General features: G+C 62.3%; 13 protein-coding genes. 6 read left to right on the forward strand and 7 right to left on the reverse strand.

Annotation, left to right across the window (positions count from 1 at the left end; all coding sequences use genetic code 11):
- Positions 1–12: 12 nt before the first annotated feature.
- The gene (gene dusA, locus AU465_RS06725) at positions 13–1,074 is read right to left on the reverse strand and encodes a tRNA dihydrouridine(20/20a) synthase DusA (RefSeq protein ID WP_192245160.1); all 1,062 of its coding nucleotides are present in this window, start codon (positions 1,072–1,074) and stop codon (positions 13–15) included.
- A gap of 455 nt (positions 1,075–1,529) precedes the next feature.
- Between dusA and AU465_RS06730 the strand changes: the two genes are divergently transcribed.
- The 3 genes from AU465_RS06730 to AU465_RS06740 all read left to right on the forward strand — a co-directional run bounded on the left by AU465_RS06730 (position 1,530) and on the right by AU465_RS06740 (position 7,163).
- Positions 1,530–3,782 carry an autotransporter outer membrane beta-barrel domain-containing protein gene (locus AU465_RS06730; protein ID WP_192245162.1) on the forward strand — a complete coding sequence of 751 codons (2,253 nt, stop codon included), beginning with the start codon at positions 1,530–1,532 and terminating at the stop codon, positions 3,780–3,782.
- Positions 3,783–3,857: 75 nt separating this feature from the next.
- Positions 3,858–5,621 carry a type I secretion system permease/ATPase gene (locus tag AU465_RS06735; RefSeq protein ID WP_192245165.1) on the forward strand — a complete coding sequence of 588 codons (1,764 nt, stop codon included), beginning with the start codon at positions 3,858–3,860 and terminating at the stop codon, positions 5,619–5,621.
- A 3-nt stretch (positions 5,622–5,624) separates the two neighbouring features.
- Complete coding sequence (locus AU465_RS06740; protein WP_192245167.1) at positions 5,625–7,163, forward strand: HlyD family type I secretion periplasmic adaptor subunit; 1,539 nt, start codon at positions 5,625–5,627, stop codon at positions 7,161–7,163.
- A 185-nt stretch (positions 7,164–7,348) separates the two neighbouring features.
- Here AU465_RS06740 and AU465_RS06745 read toward each other — a convergent pair whose 3' ends face one another.
- On the reverse strand, positions 7,349–7,651 hold the full coding sequence (locus AU465_RS06745; protein WP_192245169.1) for a DUF982 domain-containing protein: 303 nt from the start codon (positions 7,649–7,651) through the stop codon (positions 7,349–7,351).
- 308 nt (positions 7,652–7,959) lie between these two features.
- Here AU465_RS06745 and AU465_RS06750 point away from each other — a divergent pair, with 308 nt between their 5' ends.
- On the forward strand, positions 7,960–9,417 hold the full coding sequence (locus tag AU465_RS06750) for an NCS1 family nucleobase:cation symporter-1 (protein ID WP_192245171.1): 1,458 nt from the start codon (positions 7,960–7,962) through the stop codon (positions 9,415–9,417).
- A 60-nt stretch (positions 9,418–9,477) separates the two neighbouring features.
- On the opposite strand, the gene AU465_RS06755 is transcribed toward AU465_RS06750, so the two are convergent.
- The 5 genes from AU465_RS06755 to tpiA form a co-directional block, all read right to left on the reverse strand.
- The gene (locus AU465_RS06755; protein ID WP_192245173.1) at positions 9,478–10,023 is read right to left on the reverse strand and encodes a DUF1697 domain-containing protein; all 546 of its coding nucleotides are present in this window, start codon (positions 10,021–10,023) and stop codon (positions 9,478–9,480) included.
- A 21-nt stretch (positions 10,024–10,044) separates the two neighbouring features.
- On the reverse strand, positions 10,045–11,682 hold the full coding sequence (gene pyrG, locus AU465_RS06760; protein WP_281396699.1) for a CTP synthase: 1,638 nt from the start codon (positions 11,680–11,682) through the stop codon (positions 10,045–10,047).
- A 204-nt stretch (positions 11,683–11,886) separates the two neighbouring features.
- Complete coding sequence (locus AU465_RS06765) at positions 11,887–13,011, reverse strand: L,D-transpeptidase (RefSeq protein ID WP_192245297.1); 1,125 nt, start codon at positions 13,009–13,011, stop codon at positions 11,887–11,889.
- Between the two features lie 213 nt (positions 13,012–13,224).
- Positions 13,225–13,722, reverse strand: a complete 498-nt coding sequence (gene secG, locus AU465_RS06770; protein ID WP_192245175.1) for a preprotein translocase subunit SecG — start codon at positions 13,720–13,722, stop codon at positions 13,225–13,227.
- 172 nt (positions 13,723–13,894) lie between these two features.
- Positions 13,895–14,662, reverse strand: a complete 768-nt coding sequence (tpiA, locus tag AU465_RS06775) for a triose-phosphate isomerase (protein ID WP_192245176.1) — start codon at positions 14,660–14,662, stop codon at positions 13,895–13,897.
- A gap of 144 nt (positions 14,663–14,806) precedes the next feature.
- Between tpiA and AU465_RS06780 the strand changes: the two genes are divergently transcribed.
- Positions 14,807–16,699 (forward strand): SurA N-terminal domain-containing protein, encoded by a 1,893-nt coding sequence (locus AU465_RS06780; RefSeq protein ID WP_192245177.1) that lies wholly within the window; start codon positions 14,807–14,809, stop codon positions 16,697–16,699.
- Positions 16,696–17,706 carry an anthranilate phosphoribosyltransferase gene (gene trpD, locus AU465_RS06785; RefSeq protein ID WP_192245178.1) on the forward strand — a complete coding sequence of 337 codons (1,011 nt, stop codon included), beginning with the start codon at positions 16,696–16,698 and terminating at the stop codon, positions 17,704–17,706. Before AU465_RS06780 ends, trpD begins: the two co-directional genes overlap by 4 nt.
- The last annotated feature ends 2 nt before the right edge of the window (positions 17,707–17,708 follow it).

A 17,708-nucleotide genomic window follows, 5' to 3' on the forward strand; every position in this document is an offset into this window, starting at 1 on the left:
CTCGACAAGGCGTCAGGCTGCTTCGGCCTCCGCCGTGAAATCTATTGCCGCGAACGCCGTTTCCAGCACTTCCGGCCCGGCGCCGGGCTTGTTGGCATCGGTGGACAGAATCTGCCGGTATCGGCGCGCGCCGGGAAGGCCATGGAACAGCCCGACCATATGGCGCGTGACATGACCGAGCCGCCCGCCCTTGTCGATGTGACGCGCGGCATAGCCGGCCATTGCATCCATGAGCGCCGCGTAGTCGAAAGCGACCCGCGCCTCGCCGTAAAATGCGGCATCGATGCCGGTGAGAATGCCAGGCGTATGATAGGCAGCGCGGCCGAGCATGGCGCCGTCGACATGGCCGAGATGGTCCGAAGCCTCGTCGAGCGATTGAATGCCGCCATTGATGCCGATGAATTGGTTCGGCTCCCTGGCCTTGAGCCGGTAGACGCGCGGATAATCGAGCGGCGGGATTTCGCGATTTTCCTTGGGGCTCAGCCCCTCCAGCCACGCCTTGCGGGCGTGCACCCAGAGCGCGTCGGCGCCCGACGCCAATACTCCGTCGGCCATCGTGTCGAGCGCAGGCTCAGGGTCCTGGTCATCGACGCCGATACGGCATTTGACCGTGACGGGGATCTTCACCGCCGCTTTCATCGCCGCGACGCAGTCCGCGACCAGCATCGGCGCCTTCATCAGGCAGGCCCCGAACGTGCCCGACTGGACGCGGTCGGACGGGCAGCCGACATTGAGGTTGATCTCGTCGTAGCCGAACGCCTCGCCGATCACCGCCGCTTCGGCAAGCTTTCGCGGATCCGAGCCGCCAAGCTGTAGCGCAACCGGATGCTCGGCATCGTCGAATCCAAGCAGCCGATCGCGTGCGCCATGGATGACGGCGTCGGCCACAACCATCTCGGTGTAGAGCAGCGACCTACCTGTCAACTGACGGTGAAAGAACCGGCAATGCCGGTCCGTCCAATCCATCATTGGTGCTATAGCAAGCAGTGGTTGCATCGCCTTTTGAGTTCTTTCCGCCACACTATCATCCACATTTGGTAGATGCGGGACCGTAATATTCTCTTTTAGTTTCATATAGTTCGAATGAACAGGGACAAAGGTCCCAGGATCGATTGGACCATTTCCTCTTCACATTTTTTGCAATAAAGCAACGGTCCGATTTTAACTTTCCACAAATAAGAGTAAACTTTTCGTACTCATGTTCTGAGCGGGAGGCGTACAGGCAGTTATGCCTGTTGGGAAGAGGGGCGGGGTTGAGTATGCCCTCATCATTGATCCTTGGTGCCCGCCGTTGGTGGGTTACCGATGCGCGCAGGACGCATCCCCCTAGAAATGCCTGACGGGGCACGGAGCGGGGGAGCGGCGGCCCCTTCAACACCCTCTACCCCCTTAGCCAACTTACTCAAACTTTGTTTTAACGGAAATGCGTGGCGTTGACGCGAGTCAGCGGATGCGCGTTCGCGCGGCCAGGAACCTAGCAGCGTTGGGGCTGCATTGCGCCTGTCGCATTCAAGCGGAGGATAATTATCATGGCTGTCACTATCAACGTGGTCGGCACGACCTCAATCGACGAAACACCTGACTTGCAGCAGGACGATATCAGCCTCAGCTATTTCCAGACAAATCATGCCAGTGCTCTTGCGGCGATCAACGCGGCTCTGGCTGCCGACACTCTAACGGTAGCCGACGCGATCGAAATCGCCGGCGACGAGAATGTCGATATCACGCTGACCAATGCGACGAGTCCGGTTCAAGGTCTCGGCTTCGTCGCGCTCGATTCGAACGGCCAGAATCCGGCCCCAGTCGACGGGCTGGACAGCGGCCAGCAAACGCTCGACGGCAATGAGATCTTTCTCTACACCGACCCGAACAATGACAACGTGCTCCTCGGCCGCGAGGGCTCGGGGACGACGGCGGACTCCGGCGGCCAGATCGTTTTCGCGGTCTATCTCGAAGAAGTTACCGACCAGAACAACGTGATCACCGGCGGCCAGCTTTGGACCGTGCTGTTCGAGCCACTGGCGCATCCGGTCGACACCGATCCCGATGATGTCGTGACGCTACCTGACACTCTGGGCGTTGCCGCCACAGGCGAGCAGAGCTTCAGCTTTGCGGGCGCTCCGGCCGGCAACAACCTTTTCATGGCGTTCGGAAGCTCCGCCGACGCATTGCTGGTGAGCGGCACCTCAGCCAGCCACACCGTCAACAGCAGCAAGGGCGGCGGCGCCACGACGCTCGGCACCGACTCGCAGGACGTGCGCGCCGGCAAAGGTCTGTACTTCACCTACGTTACCGGCATGGACCCGAGTTTCATCGCTCCGAACCTGTCGCACCAGGAGGCGACCACTATCAATGACATCGCCTTCACGGGCCTGCAGGATTCGGATGCGGCATCGCTCACCATCGTCAAGCTGACCGGCGGCACCAGCGTCTCGGTGAAGCTGACGGCGCTTACAACGGATGTCGAAAGCAAGGGAGACTACTTCCCAGGGCTCGCCGACGACACGGCCGTCACGATCACCCATGTCTATATCAACGGCACCGAGGTTTCGTTCACGACCAGTGGCGACGGCGTGATCGTGTCGGGCGTGCATGACAAGGACGTGATCAAATTCGAGACCGATGGTGATCACAACCGCGTCCTGGTAGAGAATGCTGAGGCGGCCGGATCGAACATCCACTTCAGCATCGGCGGATTCACAGTCGACAATGCGGTAACGGCGGCGGTGCCAGTCGGCGACCACCTCGAGTTCTACGATGACGGGCCGGCGAACGCGATCGCGGACACAGACGGTGACTATACGAACGGCGCCCAGGGGGTTTGGACGACCCACGATCCAGGCGCCGACGGGTTCGGCTCGTTGAGCATGACCTTCGACAGCTTCCAGATCGATAGCCATGGTACCGTCCAGACTACGGACGCCAACAGCGATTTCACGCAGACGGGCGATTTTACCTTCGACGGTTCGATCACCGCAGATTTCAACGGCGACGGCACCAACGAAATTGTCGATTTTACACTCACGCTTGATCCGAACAACGACAGTTACGCCATCACCGTCACGACACCTCCAGAGACCGTGACCACCTTCTCGACGGACCAGGGAAGTCTCGATGCGGGCGGACCGGATCCGGTGCGGACCTTGACCATCGGCAGCGAGGACGTCGTGTTCTCGGCGGTCAAGGCCGGGACCGATCCAGCTGACATAAAGGTGTTCCTCAATGCCAGCGAGGCTACCATCCAAGGCACGGCAACCTACCTCAGCCCAAATCAGATGAACGTCAGTACCGCGGGCATCGGGCTTGGTGACAACCTGTTCGAAGGCAACTCCATCGCCGGGATCGATGGCGCCACGACCTCTGGGGGCAAGATCGACGAAAGCTTCGTGGTCGACCCGGAAGGCACGGTGAGCAGCATGACCGTGTCCATCAACAACAAGACGAACGGCGGCTACACACCGAGCAATGAAGATCTCTTCTATCGCATCTACTACAGTGACGGCACAGTGAGCGCGGATCACAAGGTTGTCGCGGGCGATCTCACCGTTACCAGCTCAACGGCCAGCTTCACGATCGGCGATCCCAGCGGGTCGAACGATATCGACGCGGTCCAGCTTATCATGGGCAGGGGCACCATCAAGGTTCCCACCATCACCTTCACCGTGTCGACCGAGTTCTCGCCGCAACCTCTCGACCTGAACTTCACGGCCGATCTCTTCGATGGCGATCATGACAGCAGCACGGATCCATTCTCCGTCCATCTGGATCCCGCCACTGTTTGAACGTCTGAGAGCCCGCCCCACCAGGGCGGGCTCTCGCCCTTCAGGATCAAGCTTCGGGGCCGGAGCCCATAGCCGATGCTCAAGCAAACCACCAACTCTCGCCTTGCGCAGGTGATGAAGGCCGTCCGCAGGGAGTTCCCGCTGCTGATAATCCTGAGCTGCCTACTCAACCTGCTGCTTCTTGTTTCGACCATATACATGCTCCAGGTTTATGACCGTGTGCTTTCGACCGGATCCCTGGACACACTGTTGTGGCTGACCGCGATCGCTCTGTTCGCCATTGCTATTTATGGCGTGCTCGAACAGTCGCGGCGCATGGTTCTGGGCCGCGTCGCGGCCTGGGTGGACTGCGAGTTGAACGCTCCCGTACTCAAGCGCGCGATGGAGGCCCGCCTTGAAGGCGAAAACCTGCAGGGCGGAATCCGGGACGTTGGCAATCTCCGGAACTTCTATGGAAGCGACGCCGCGCAGGCTTTTCTCGATATGCCCTGGAGCGTCATCTTCCTCGTTTTCATGTGGGCGCTGCATCCGGCGATTGGCATTGTCGGCACGCTCGGCGCGGCTCTGCTCTTCGGGCTGGCTATCACCAACGATCTGTTGACAAGGGAGCGCCAGAAACGCTCCGCGGCCGACGCGCGCGCCAGCCAGGACAACGCCATCAAGTTCGTCGACGCCGGCGAGACGATCGGCCCACTCGGCATGGCGCGGCAGGTATTCGAGAACTGGCGTCTCCGCCATGCCGAGATCGCCGCGGAGCAGCAGTCGCTCCAAGACAAGACGACCGTGATCCTTTCCCTTTCCCGCAGCGTCCGCATCGCGCTGCAGGTGGCGATCCTGGGCGTCGGCGCCTACTACGTTCTTGCCGGCGCGATCACCGCCGGCGCGATGATCGCGGGTTCGATCACCATGGGGCGTGCGCTCGCGCCGATCGAACGCGCCACCGCTGCCTGGCGCGCCTTTGTGGCCGCGAGAGGAGCGCATGCTAACTTGCTACAGCTGTTCGAGCGCGTCGATCGCGACAGCAGCGAGCGCGTTGCGCTTCCCCGGCCGAAGGCCAGACTGTCCTTCGATGATATTTTCTATGTGCCTCCGGGCAGCACGGAGCCGTTGCTGCACGGCATCCGCTTCGCCCTGGAGCCCGGCGAGAATTGCGCGGTGGTGGGACCGTCCGGTTCCGGCAAGTCGACACTATGCCGCCTGGCCGTCGGCGCCTGGAAACCGGCAAAGGGTCATGTCCGGCTCGATGGAGCGGACGTGTTCGACTGGCACCCCGAGGATCTTGGTCCGTATATAGGCTACCTGCCGCAGCAGGTTGAGTTCCTTCCGGGCACCGTTGCGCAAAACATTGCCCGTTTCCGTGAAATCGACAGCAGCGCGCTGGTCCGTGCGGCCCAGATGGCAGGCGTGCATGAATTGATTCTCGCTTTGCCTGCCGGCTACGAGACCGACATAGCGCTGCACTCGCGGCGCATCTCGCAGGGTCAGCGGCAGCGGCTGGGCCTTGCGCGCGCTTTGTATGGCGCTCCGGCGCTTGTGGTGTTGGACGAACCCAACGCGAATCTGGACGAGGCGGGCGATAGAGCGCTCATCGAGACCTTGGCAACTCTCAAGCAGCTCCAGGTTACGGTCCTGATCGTCACCCATCGCGCCTCCGTGTTGAAATCCGCCGACAAGATCGCGGCGCTGGACCACGGTGCACTGGCGGGGTTCGGTCCGCGCGATCAAATGATTAGGCCAGTGCCGTCTTTGGTGCCTGCAAAGTTGCCAGTGCAGGCGGTTCCGTCTCAGGGGCAGCCTTCGCCCGCTGCCTCGGAACATACAATCTCCGCAGCGGAGTGAACCATGCAGGACTACCATGAAGCCGTACGTGCGATGATCACCTGGTTGGAAACCCTGCTGTCCGACATAAGCAAAGTTCTTCAATCGGCGTTCACCTCGCTTATTGCTGTCGTACATCGCCAGTTGGCTGTCTACGGCATCGAACTGAGTGACACTGCCATTATGCTAGCGATCGGCGGCGCGATACTTTTGGCGATCGCGATGCTTATCCGGCTGTTTGGTTCGGGATCTGCATCCGGGAGAACAGGTCAAGCCAGGTCTCTTGGGGACATCACGCGTTTCCCACGCCGGCTTGGCGTCGTGGCGACTGCTCTCTTTGTGCTGGCCCTGGGAGGCTGGAGTGTTTTGGCCCCTCTGGCCAGCGCGGCGCTGGCTCCCGGCATCATTAGCCCCGACGGCCACCGACAAACCGTCCAGCATCTCGAGGGCGGGATCATACGAACCATTCACGTTCGAGAGGGTGACGTCGTCAAAGCCGGGACGCCGCTTATCACACTCGACGATACGAGGGCCAAAGCGCTCGATGCGGAGTTCCGCGAGAGATCCTTGTATCTGCTGGCAAGCCAAGCCCGACTTGAGGCGGAGCAAACCGGTGCGCTTGACATAAGCTTCCCGGAGCAACTTCTCCTGGACTCGAACGAAATGAGGAAGATCGTCGATGGGCAACGGCAGTTGTTTCTCAGCCGACGCGCCGCGCATCAGGGGCGGTTGCAGATACTCGACGCACGCATTCGACAGCTGCAGGAGCAGAACGTCGGACTTCGGGAGATGATTGCAGCGGAAGACGAGCAGATCGCCCTGATCGATGAAGAAATACAGGGTATCCAGACACTTATCGACAAGGGGCTCGAACGCAAGCCAAGAGTGCTGGCGCTCCAGCGCGGGAGCGCCGAGGTTGCTGCCACAAAGGCGTCAAATCATGCCAAGATCGCCGAGAATGAACAACAGATCGGAGAAACGCGTCTGCAATTGGTCACGGTTGGCGAGGAACGCCAAGAGAAGATCGGTTCGGAACTCGCCGAAGTTCGCCGGGTTTTGGCGGAAGTCAAAGGCCAGCTGCCATCGCGCGAGGACATGCTCGTTCGAACTGTCATTCGCGCGCCGATCGATGGCACGGTGATGAACCTGAGAATCAACACTGAGACGGGCGTCGTCGCACCCGGGCAGCCGCTGCTCGATATCGTTCCCGACGGCAACCATTTGGTGATCGACGCCCGGGTGCGCCCCACAGACATCGAGCGCATTAGACCCGGAATGTCGGCACGAGTTGTCCTGACCGCATACAGGCAACGGAGTCTGCCCCTAATTCATGGCAAGCTACGCTCTATTTCCGCCGACGCCATGTCGGATGAGCGAACGGGACAGCCATATTTTCTCGCGAAAGTAGATGTCGTTCCTGAAGACTTGGCAGCCTTGCAGCAGGTGAAGCTCATCCCCGGGATGCCTGCCGAAATAATGCTGATGGATGGCGAACAGAGCGTATTCGCCTATCTACTTGGCCCTATCCTCGACAGCGCGGGGCGGAGTCTTCGTGAGAATTGAGATGCTTTGCTTACCCAATGCTGGCCCCGGTGCAGGCCTCCCTCACGCGCTCTTTCAGGGAGAATTGAAACAACAGGGTGCCAATGAAGACAAAACGCTACGTGGCGTTGGCCTTTAAGCCAACGCCTCGCAACATCGTGCGACCAGCAGCCAGGAGCTGCCACCAGACCGGCGGTCCTATCGCCTCATCGCCTCAGGGCGTAGACATTCTCCATGGACGCACCGCCCAGAGGCAGCGCCATGTCGTCGTCGAGAATCCGGGTGATGCGGGCAAAGCCGACAAAGGCTTTTCTCGCTTCCTCGGCCGACATCTTGCCAGCCATCGCCGCCGAGCAGCAATTCACGGCGCACTGATAAACCGGGCCGCGTCTTCCCGTAGGCCACTTCCGCAGGAATACCATCGCTTCGGAGACGCTGTCGACTTCCTCCAAGGGGTATCCCTGCCCACGCGCGATCCGCACTGGGGTAAAGAAATGCAAGCGATCCATCGTTATCCTCCCGGTCGACCGCAACGCGGCCGAACCGCATTAAACGCATGTCCAGGGGTTTGGTTCCAAACGAATTTGGTTGCTGGTCGAAAAAGTCTGGAACCGACGGCCCGCTGTGCGGACTCTGCAGCAAAAGGTCCGCCGACTCAAGCTACGATGCCGACTCGGAGCCGGCGACAACGAGGATTCTCATTGAATGTCTTTAAGGCGAAAGCCGGCAAATGGGTTGCTTGCCGGTTCCCCTGCGTCAGGCTTAACCTCGACGGTTAACGCGTGAGGGCGCGTTTTGCAAAAGGGGAACACTTGCAATGATCATACAAGGCGCATCGCCCGGCCTCTACAACGAGGATCTGGCTCCGGCAACGGTCAGGAACTGGGGACCGTTTTCGATCTTCAACGTCTGGACCTCCGACGTCCACAGTCTCTGGGGCTATTATCTCGCCGCCAGTCTGTTCCTGTTCTGCGGCGGCTTCGTCAACTTCATCATCGCCATCGGCATCGGCTCGCTGATCATCTACGCGTTGATGAACCTGGTCGGCTATGCCGGCGTGAAGACCGGCGTGCCCTACCCCGTGCTTGCGCGCGCCTCCTTCGGCATCTGGGGCGCCAACATCCCGGCGCTGGTGCGCGCCGTCGTCGCCTGCTTCTGGTACGGCGCGCAGACAGCCGCCGCATCGGGCGCGATCGTGGCGCTGCTGACCCGGCTGCAGTGGTTCGACGAGTTCAACAAGAGCTCGCATCTTCTCGGCCATTCCACCCTGGAAGTGATCTGCTTCGTCGTCATCTGGGCGCTGCAGCTTTTGATCATCCAGAAAGGCATGGAAACGGTGCGCCGCTTCCAGGATTGGGCCGGCCCCGCCGTGTGGGTGATGATGCTCATCCTGGCGATCTATCTCTGCGTGAAGTCGGGCACCTTCGCCTTCACCAGCGACATCCCGATGGACGTGCTGCTCGACAAGACCAAGGATGCCGGCGTGCCGGGTCAACCGGGATCGTGGACGGCCCTGTTCGCGGTGGCGGCGATCTGGGTGACCTATTTCTCGGCTCTCTACCTCAACTTCTGCGACTTCGCCCGCTACGCGCCGGACAATGCGGCGCTGCGCAAGGGCAACATCTGGGGCCTGCCCGTCAACCTCATCCTGTTCTCGCTGGTCGCCGGCGTCACCACGATCGCCGCCTACGACGTCTATCACGAGGTGCTGCTGCATCCCGACCAGATCTCGGCCAAGTTCGACAGCTGGTTCCTGGCGGCTCTCGCAGCGCTGACCTTCGCTGTGGCGACGCTCGGCATCAACGTCGTGGCGAACTTCGTCTCGCCGGCCTTCGACTTCTCCAACGTCTTCCCGCGCCAGATCGACTTCAAGAAGGGCGGCTATATCGCAGCGTTGATTGCACTCGTGCTGTATCCCTTCGCGCCCTGGGAAGGCAGCGCAGCCTCCTTCGTCAACATCATCGGCGCGACGATGGGGCCGATCTTCGGCGTGATGATGGTCGACTACTATCTCATCCGGAAGGGCGAGGTCGACGTCAACGCGCTCTACCTTGAGGACGGCGAGTTCCGCTTCCAGGGCGGCTGGCACGTCAACGCCTTCATCGCCGCCGGCATCGGCGCGATCTTCTCCTCGATCCTGCCCAACTTCACCAACTGGCTGCCGTCCTGGTGGGGCGTCTATGGCTGGTTCTTCGGCGTAGCGATCGCGGGTGCCGTCTATTACGTGCTGCGCACCATGGCGCTGGGCGCAGACGTCCGGACGGCAAAGGCTTGAAAATGAGGCAGTAGGCGTTAGGCAATAGGGAACGCACCCCTACTGCCTACTGCCTACTGCCTACTGCCTACTGCCTACCATCTCGGCCAGGCGACGCACCGTGTTCCAGTTGCGCGACGTGCCGACGCCCAAGCGCTTGTGATTGGCGGCCGCAAGCAGCCGCGAACTTGGCCGCTCGCGCGAAAAGACAAGCCAGATATCGCCGTCGACCGAAGCCACCTTTTCATCCTCGGCGGCATAGGAATGCAGCGCCTCAACAGCCTCGACCGGCGCCGAGCGGCGCATGACACGTACTGCCACCTGATCGGCGGTGTCCACGGATTCGGCGGGGAACGGATTGCCGGCTGCGAGCTTCAGCCAGTCTTCGGCGCCGCGCACGATGATGTCGACATGACGGCCGAAAGTCTCTTCGAAGGCCATCTCCAGCCGTCGCTCGAGATCGGGAATTTTGACCGTCCGCGCCTCGAAGACCAGATTGCCCGTCGCCACCAGCGTGCGGACATTCTTGAGGCCGATGCCTTCGGCCATCGCCTTGAGGTCGGCCATGACGACCCGCCGCCGCTCGCCCAGGATGATGCTGTAGAGCAGCGCGACATAGGTTTTCATGACCGGCCCAAGCCCGATCGCTCACACAAGCCGCGACTGTTCCACCGCCGCCGAAATGAAGCTTGCGAACAGCGGATGCGGCTCGAGCGGCCGGCTCTTCAGTTCCGGGTGGTACTGCACGCCGATGAACCAGGGATGGTCGGGATATTCCACCGTCTCCGGCAGCACTCCGTCCGGCGACATGCCGGCAAACACCAGCCCGCAATCCTCCAGCCGCTGCTTGTAGTCGATATTGACCTCGTAGCGATGCCGGTGGCGCTCGGAGATCTGCGTATCGCCGTAGATCTCGGCGATCTTCGAACCCTTGGCGAGATCGGCCTGGTAGGCGCCGAGCCGCATCGTGCCGCCGAGGTCGCCGCTCGCTCTGCGCTTCTCCAGCATGTTGCCCTTCAGCCACTCGGTCATCAGGCCGACGACGGGCTCCTCGGTCGGGCCGAACTCGGTCGACGACGCATGCTCGACGCCGGCGAGCGACCGCGCCGCCTCGATGCAGGCCATCTGCATGCCGAAGCAGATGCCGAAATAAGGCACCTTGCGCTCGCGCGCGAATTTCGCGGCCAGGATCTTGCCTTCCGAACCGCGCTCGCCAAAACCGCCGGGAACGAGGATGCCGTGCACCTTTTCCAGCCAGGGTGCGGGATCTTCCTTCTCGAAGATCTCGCTCTCGATCCAGTCGAGCTTCACCTTGACGCGGTTGGCGAGGCCGCCATGCGAGAGCGCCTCGATCAACGATTTATAAGCATCCTTGAGGCCGGTGTATTTGCCCACGACGGCAATCGTCACCTCGCCTTCCGGATTGTGGATACGGCTGGAGAGCGCCTGCCAGGGCTCCATGCGCGGCTTCGGCGCCGGGTCGATGCCGAAGGCGGCGAGCACTTCCGAATCTAGCCCCTCCTTGTGGTAGGCCATCGGCACGTCATAGATGTGCGGCACGTCGAGTGCCTGGATGACAGCGCTTTCGCGCACGTTGCAGAACAGCGAGAGCTTTCGACGCTCTTCCTTGGGGATCGGCCGATCGGCGCGCACCAGAAGAATGTCGGGCGCAATGCCGATGCCGCGCAATTCCTTGACCGAATGCTGGGTCGGCTTGGTCTTCAACTCGCCGGCGGTCGGAATGTAGGGCATCAGCGTCAGATGCACATAGACGGCGTTGTTGCGCGGCAGGTCGTTGCCGAGCTGGCGAATCGCTTCCAGGAACGGCATCGCTTCGATGTCGCCGACCGTGCCGCCGATCTCGCACAGGACAAAATCGTAGTCGTCATTGCCGTCGAGGACGAAATGCTTGATCTCGTCGGTGACGTGCGGGATCACCTGCACGGTGGCGCCGAGGTAATCGCCGCGCCGCTCGCGCTCGATGATGTTCTTGTAGATGCGGCCGGTGGTGATGTTGTCCTGCTGGTTGGCCGAGCGGCCGGTGAAGCGCTCATAGTGGCCGAGATCGAGATCAGTCTCGGCCCCGTCATCGGTCACGAACACTTCGCCATGCTGGTAGGGCGACATCGTTCCGGGGTCGACATTGAGATAGGGATCGAGCTTTTTGATTCGCGCGCGATAGCCTCGCGCCTGCAGGAGAGCCCCAAGAGCTGCTGCGGCGATGCCTTTTCCGAGTGAGGAAACCACGCCGCCTGTGATGAATACATATCGCGCCATGGGAGTCATCGCTTAACGCGGCCTGATTGATTCCGCCAGAGAAAAAACCGCCGCGAAGGCTTTTTCCCAAAATGGCCTCGGTACCCGTGACGGGCATTTCACTGACGCAAGTCGCCCAAAATGCGCAGCGGTCTTGGGCGATAAGCTTCAAAACAAAGACTCAAAACAAAAGGGCCGGCGGTGCCGGCCCTTTCGGCAGTTTATCTCAACGCGTCAGATGATCACGACCTTGGTGCCGATCTTGACGCGGCTGTAGAGGTCCATGACGTGCTCGTTGATCATGCGGAAGCAGCCGTTGGAGGCGCTGGTTCCGATAGACTGCGGCGCGATCGTGCCGTGGATGCGCAGATGCGTGTCCTTCTTGCCGTCATAGAGGTAGATGGCGCGCGCACCGAGCGGGTTCTCGCCGCCGCCCGGCATGCCGTCCTTGTATTGGCCATAGTGCTTCGGCTCGCGCTTCTGCATGTCGAGCGTCGGGATCCAGCGCGGCCATTCCTGCTTGTCGCCGACGGCCACCGTGCCCTTGAACTGCAGGCCTTCGCGGCCGACCGCGATGGCATAGCGGCGTGCAGTGGAAAATGACTCGACGAGGTAGAGGCGGCGGGCACTGGTATCGATCACAATGGTGCCCGGCTCATAGCCGGTGAACGTGACGTCCTGCGGAACGAATTCCGGCTTCACCTTGAACGGCCGCTTGGCATCCTTCTTGGCGAGCGCCGAATCGAGCGCACGGGTCTCGGGAAGATAGCTGATCGAGGACACGGACTGCCCGCCGAACAGGCCAGCGAACAGGCCGCCGCTGCTCGTCTGCCTCTGGCCCGGCTGCTCGCTGCGCAGCTCACCATTGTTGCCCGTGGCCGTGACGTTCATCGCCTCGGCCGGGATCGGTTCGTCGGCTTGGATCGGTGCGATCGGCGCCAAGGGCTCGAGCGGTGCGATGATCCGCACGGTCTTCTTCACCGGCATGGCATCGGCCACTTCCATTGATGCTGCCGACCCTTTCTTGGCAAGCCATTCCTGACGCGCCGCATCCGCCTTGGCCTTGGCCGCCTCGCGCATCGCCAGCTTGCGGGCTTCGAGCGCCTTGGCCTTGGCGGCTTCCTTGTCGGCCGCGATCTTGGCCTCGAGCTTGCTGATCTGCGCGAGGTCCTCTGAAGTCGGGTTTTTCTTCTTCTTGAGAAGCCTTAGCTGCGATGCGTCGCTCTTGGCGGCGACGGGGATGGCGTCGGTCTTTTCTACCGACGGCGAAGCGGCCAGGTTTGCCGGCGAGGCAAGGGCCGCGGAACCCATGCCGAATACGGCACAGAATCCCAAAAGGATGAAGCTGCGAAGCTGCATGGCGAAGATCCGATCGTTCAATGCTTGTTGCCCACGGCGTCGCCCGGCGTCCCCCAAGGACGCCGAAAAGTGCCGCGCGCAATCTATAGTCGATTAGCCAGCGCGCCCTCAAGCTGAGCGACGCGCTACGCTTGGTTGAATCTTCGTGATCAAGCAGCATTTGCCGCGACTGTGTTCAAAGAACAACAGATCGCGGCAGCAATGCTTGCCCGGCTACTGGTTCGGAACCTGCGGAGTGACCGGCAAGGTAACGCCGTTCGTGGCCGGCGGCGTGGTCGGATTCGCCGGCGCCGGCGTGGCGGGAGCAGTGGCCGGAGCCGTAGTGGTGCCGCCATTCGACAGCGGCGTCGTGGTCGTCGTGCCGCCTGACGGGGCCGCCGGCTGCGAGCTGCCCACCGGACCGTTCGAGCCCGGCAGTTGGTTGAGCACACCCTTGCCGGCATTGTTGGTGGTCGAGGCCGGCGTGCGATCGAGAATGTCGATCGGCTTCTCGCCGTATCGGGCGATGATGGACAGGGCGAGCGAAGTCACGAAGAACGCCGCGGCCAGGATTGCCGTTGCGCGGGTAAGCGCATTGGCGGCACCCCGCGCCGTCATGAAACCGGAACCGCCGCCGATGCCGAGACCACCGCCTTCGGAGCGCTGCAGCAGCACCACGCCGACAAGGGCGAGCACGACCATGAGGTGAACGACGATCAGTACGGTTTCCATAATTTATCCTGGCGAGGCCGTGCTCGGCCGCGCATACGACCGGTGATTTGGAGGCGGCTCCTTACAATGCTTTGACGGCATTTCCAAGCCCGTGGCCGGGAATATGGGGAGCAATCCGGCCATTGCAACGATTTGGGCCCGCGTCCCCTGCCTCTCTGGCGCGTGCTTGCGGCTAGGAGATGTTCATATAGGCTTCCGCAATGGCGAGGAAGTCGGCCGCCTTCAGGCTTGCGCCGCCGACCAGCGCGCCGTCGACATTCTCGACGCCAAGCAGTTCCACCGCATTGGACGGCTTGACCGAACCGCCATAGAGAATGCGCATCTTGGCCGCGGCATCGCCGAGCAGCGCGATGAGCTTGCCGCGGATATGCGCGTGGGCCTCGGCGACGTCGGCGGCGGTCGGCGTCAGGCCGGTGCCGATCGCCCAGACGGGCTCATAGGCGATGATGGTGTTGGCGGCGGTGGCGCTCGGAGGCACGGAACCGTTGAGCTGGCGCGACAGGACATCGAGCGTCGCGCCCGCCTCGCGTTCGGCGCGCGTCTCGCCGATGCAGATGATCGCCACCAGCCCTGCCCGCCAGGCCGCCGACGCCTTGGCGTTGACGATCGCGTCGTCGTCGCCGCATTGCTCGCGGCGCTCGGAATGGCCGACGATGACGTGGCTGGCGCCGGCATCCTTCAGCATCTCGGCCGAAATCTCACCCGTATAGGCGCCGCTCTCCTTGGGATGGCAATCCTCGCCGCCGGCGCGAACCGGCGTGCGCGAAAGGATCTCGGCGGCTTGGTGAAGCAAGGTCGCGGGCACGCAGACCAATGCTTCCGTCTCCGCATCGAGCCCGCTCATGAAGCCGTTGCCGATCATCCTCAGCTCGTTGAGCGAGGCGCTGGTACCGTTCATTTTCCAGTTGCCGGCGACGAGCGGACGGATTCCAGGGGTCATGGGGTCGGTTTCTCCAGGCGACATAAGGCAGCGCCCTCACTACCAAAATCAGGCCACAAAGCAATCGACAGTGAGCCGGAAGGACGCTATTGCGCTTGTTTCAGACTCGGCGCATGCGAAAATGCGCAAAAATCGGAAGTTAGCATGCTTGGTTTATTGAGAAGCGCGGCGAGCACCTGGATCGCGAAGGCGTTGCTGTCGTTGCTGGTGGTGAGCTTTGCCGTCTGGGGTATTTCCGGGCGCCTGTCGGGAACCTTGGCCGGCCATCATTCCGTGATCACCGCCGGCGGCACAACGGTGTCGATCAATGAGTACCGCCTCGCCTACGATCGCCAGATCAATCTGTTGTCGCAGCAATACGGCCAGCGCATCACGCGGGAGCAGGCGAAGCTCCTCGGCATCGACAACCAGGTTCTGGCGCAACTCGTTTCGGGCGCCGTGCTTGACGAGCAGGCGCGCAAGCTGGGGCTTGGCCTTTCCAAGGATCGGCTGGCCGAGTTGACGCGCGAGGATCCGGCCTTCAAGGGCCCGAGCGGCCAGTTCGACCGCAGGACCTTCGAATATCTGCTTCGCCAGGTCGGCATGCGGCCCGAGGACTATCTGAAGAACCGCTCGCAGGTGGCAGTGCGCCAGCAGATCGTCGAGGCGATTTCCGACGGTCTCAAGGCGCCGCAGACCTTCCTGAAGGCTGTCGCGCTCTATCGCGGCGAGGACCGCACGATCGATTATCTCGTTTTGCCGAAGACGCTTGTGCAGCCGATCGAGGCGCCGGCTGACAGCGCGCTGAAAACCTATTTCGAAGCCAACAAGAAGAACTACGCCGCGCCGGAATACCGCAAGTTCTCCTATATCCGGCTGGAGCCGCAGGACATCATGGACCCCACGGCGGTGACCGACAGCCAAGTCGCCGACGACTACAACAAGAACAAAGCGCGATACACCACGCCTGAAATGCGCACCATCGAACAGCTGGTGTTCAAGACGCCGGATGCGGCCAAGGCGGCATATGACTCTCTGAAGACCGGCGCTACCTTCGACAAGATCGTCACCGCCGAAGGCAAGACCCAGGCCGACACGCTGCTCGGCATGCTGGCCAAGGATAAGATCGCCGACAAGGCGGTCGCCGACGCTGCCTTCTCGCTCAACGCCAACGAGGTCAGCCCCGTGGTCCAGGGCGCCTTCGGCCCGGTGCTGCTGCGCGTCACTGAGATCAAGCCGCAGGTGGTGAAGCCCCTCTCCGAAGTGTCCGACCAGATCCGCAAGGACCTGGCGCTCGGCGAGGCGAGCCGCATCCTGCTCGACGTCCACGACAGCTACGAGGACACCCGCGCCTCGGGCGCCTCGCTTGCCCAGGCGGCAGAAAAGCTGAAGCTCAAGGTCGTCACTATCGACGCCATCGACCGCACCGGCCAGCGGCCGGACGGCACGGTCGTCAACGACCTGCCGCAATCGGCGGATCTCATCAAGGCGGTCTTCGAGGCCGAGCCGAACACGGAGAATGAAGGCCTGACCACCGCCGACAACGGCTTCGTTTTCTACGAAGTCCAGTCGATCACGCCGGCGCGTGACCGCGCGCTGGACGAAGTCCGCCAGAAGGTGGCTGCCGACTGGACGGCCGCCGAGACCGACAAGCGGCTCGACGCGAAGGCTGAGGAGTTGGAAAAGCGCCTCAAGGCCGGTACGACGCTCGACGTGATCGCGGGCGAGCTGAAACTCGAGAAACAGACCAAGCGCGGCCTGAAGCGCGAAGCCGACGATGCCGATTTCGGCAAGGAAGGTGCTGCGGCCATGTTCGGCGTCGGCGAAGGCGGTACGGGTCTGATCCCCTCGCCCACGGGCGACGGCCAGATCCTGTTCAAGGTCGCCGAGGTCTTTGAACCGGCCGGCGCCGATGGCAGCTCCGTCCCGGACGATGCGCAGAAATCCTTCAGCGCCGGCATATCCGACGATCTGCTCGACCAGCTGGTGGCGCAGCTGCAGTCGCAGTATGACGTTCGCATCGATCCGGCCGCCGTTTCCCAAGCACAGACACGATGAGCGCTCTCAAGACACACATAGCCAAGGTCGCCACCGGCACCGCGCTCTCCTTCGAGGAGGCGCGCGAGGCCTTCGACATCATCATGTCTGGCGATGCGACGCCGGGCCAGATCGGCGGTTTCCTGATGGCGTTGCGCGTGCGCGGCGAAGCCGTAAGCGAGATTTCCGGCGCCGTGGCCACCATGCGCGCCAAGATGCTGCGCGTCGAAGCTCCGCATGGCGCCATCGACATCGTCGGCACCGGCGGTGACAATTCGCACAGCGTCAACATCTCGACCGCCTCGGCCTTCGTCATCGCGGCGGCGGGCGTTCCGGTCGCCAAGCACGGCAATCGCGGCCTGTCCTCACTGACCGGTTCCGCCGACGTGCTGACGGCGCTCGGCGTCAAGATCGACATTCCGCCGGAGACGATCAGCCGCTGCATCCACGAGGCCGGCGTCGGCTTCATGTTCGCGCCGGCGCATCATCCGGCAATGAAGCATGTAGGCCCGATCCGGGGTGAACTCGGCACTCGCACGATCTTCAACCTGCTTGGTCCGCTGTCCAATCCGGCCGGCGTCAGCCGCCAGATGGTCGGCGTCTTCCTGCCGGAATGGATCACGCCGGTGGCCGAGACGCTGAAGGCGCTTGGGGCCGATCACGCCTGGGTCGTGCACGGCGACGGCTACGACGAGATCACCACCACCGGCGAGACGCAGGTGGCCGAGCTCGCCGGCGGCGAAATCCGCGGCTTCACGCTCACCCCGGAAGCGGTGGGACTGAAGCGGCACAGCAAGGAAGAGCTGCGCGGTGGCGATGCGGCCTATAATGCCACGGCATTGCGCGATATGCTGGGCGGCGATCCCGGCGCCTATCGCGACACGGTGCTGATGAATGCCGGCGCCGGGCTGGTGGTGGCCGGCAAGGCGACGACGTTTGCCGACGGTATTGAGGCCGCCGCGCAAGCCATCGACAGCGGCCGGGCGCTCGCGGTGCTCGACAAGCTCATCGAGATTTCGAACGGTTAGAA

The organism is Mesorhizobium silamurunense, from assembly GCF_014843905.1.
GTDB lineage: Bacteria > Pseudomonadota > Alphaproteobacteria > Rhizobiales > Rhizobiaceae > Mesorhizobium > Mesorhizobium silamurunense.

Coding starts and splice junctions, on each gene's coding strand:
- dusA (WP_192245160.1), bottom strand. CDS start 1,074: ATGAAACTAAAAGAGAATATTACGGTCCCGCATCTACCAAATGTGGAT.
- AU465_RS06730 (WP_192245162.1), top strand. CDS start 1,530: ATGGCTGTCACTATCAACGTGGTCGGCACGACCTCAATCGACGAAACA.
- AU465_RS06735 (WP_192245165.1), top strand. CDS start 3,858: ATGCTCAAGCAAACCACCAACTCTCGCCTTGCGCAGGTGATGAAGGCC.
- AU465_RS06740 (WP_192245167.1), top strand. CDS start 5,625: ATGCAGGACTACCATGAAGCCGTACGTGCGATGATCACCTGGTTGGAA.
- AU465_RS06745 (WP_192245169.1), bottom strand. CDS start 7,651: ATGGATCGCTTGCATTTCTTTACCCCAGTGCGGATCGCGCGTGGGCAG.
- AU465_RS06750 (WP_192245171.1), top strand. CDS start 7,960: ATGATCATACAAGGCGCATCGCCCGGCCTCTACAACGAGGATCTGGCT.
- AU465_RS06755 (WP_192245173.1), bottom strand. CDS start 10,023: ATGAAAACCTATGTCGCGCTGCTCTACAGCATCATCCTGGGCGAGCGG.
- pyrG (WP_281396699.1), bottom strand. CDS start 11,682: ATGACTCCCATGGCGCGATATGTATTCATCACAGGCGGCGTGGTTTCC.
- AU465_RS06765 (WP_192245297.1), bottom strand. CDS start 13,011: ATGCAGCTTCGCAGCTTCATCCTTTTGGGATTCTGTGCCGTATTCGGC.
- secG (WP_192245175.1), bottom strand. CDS start 13,722: ATGGAAACCGTACTGATCGTCGTTCACCTCATGGTCGTGCTCGCCCTT.
- tpiA (WP_192245176.1), bottom strand. CDS start 14,662: ATGACCCCTGGAATCCGTCCGCTCGTCGCCGGCAACTGGAAAATGAAC.
- AU465_RS06780 (WP_192245177.1), top strand. CDS start 14,807: ATGCTTGGTTTATTGAGAAGCGCGGCGAGCACCTGGATCGCGAAGGCG.
- trpD (WP_192245178.1), top strand. CDS start 16,696: ATGAGCGCTCTCAAGACACACATAGCCAAGGTCGCCACCGGCACCGCG.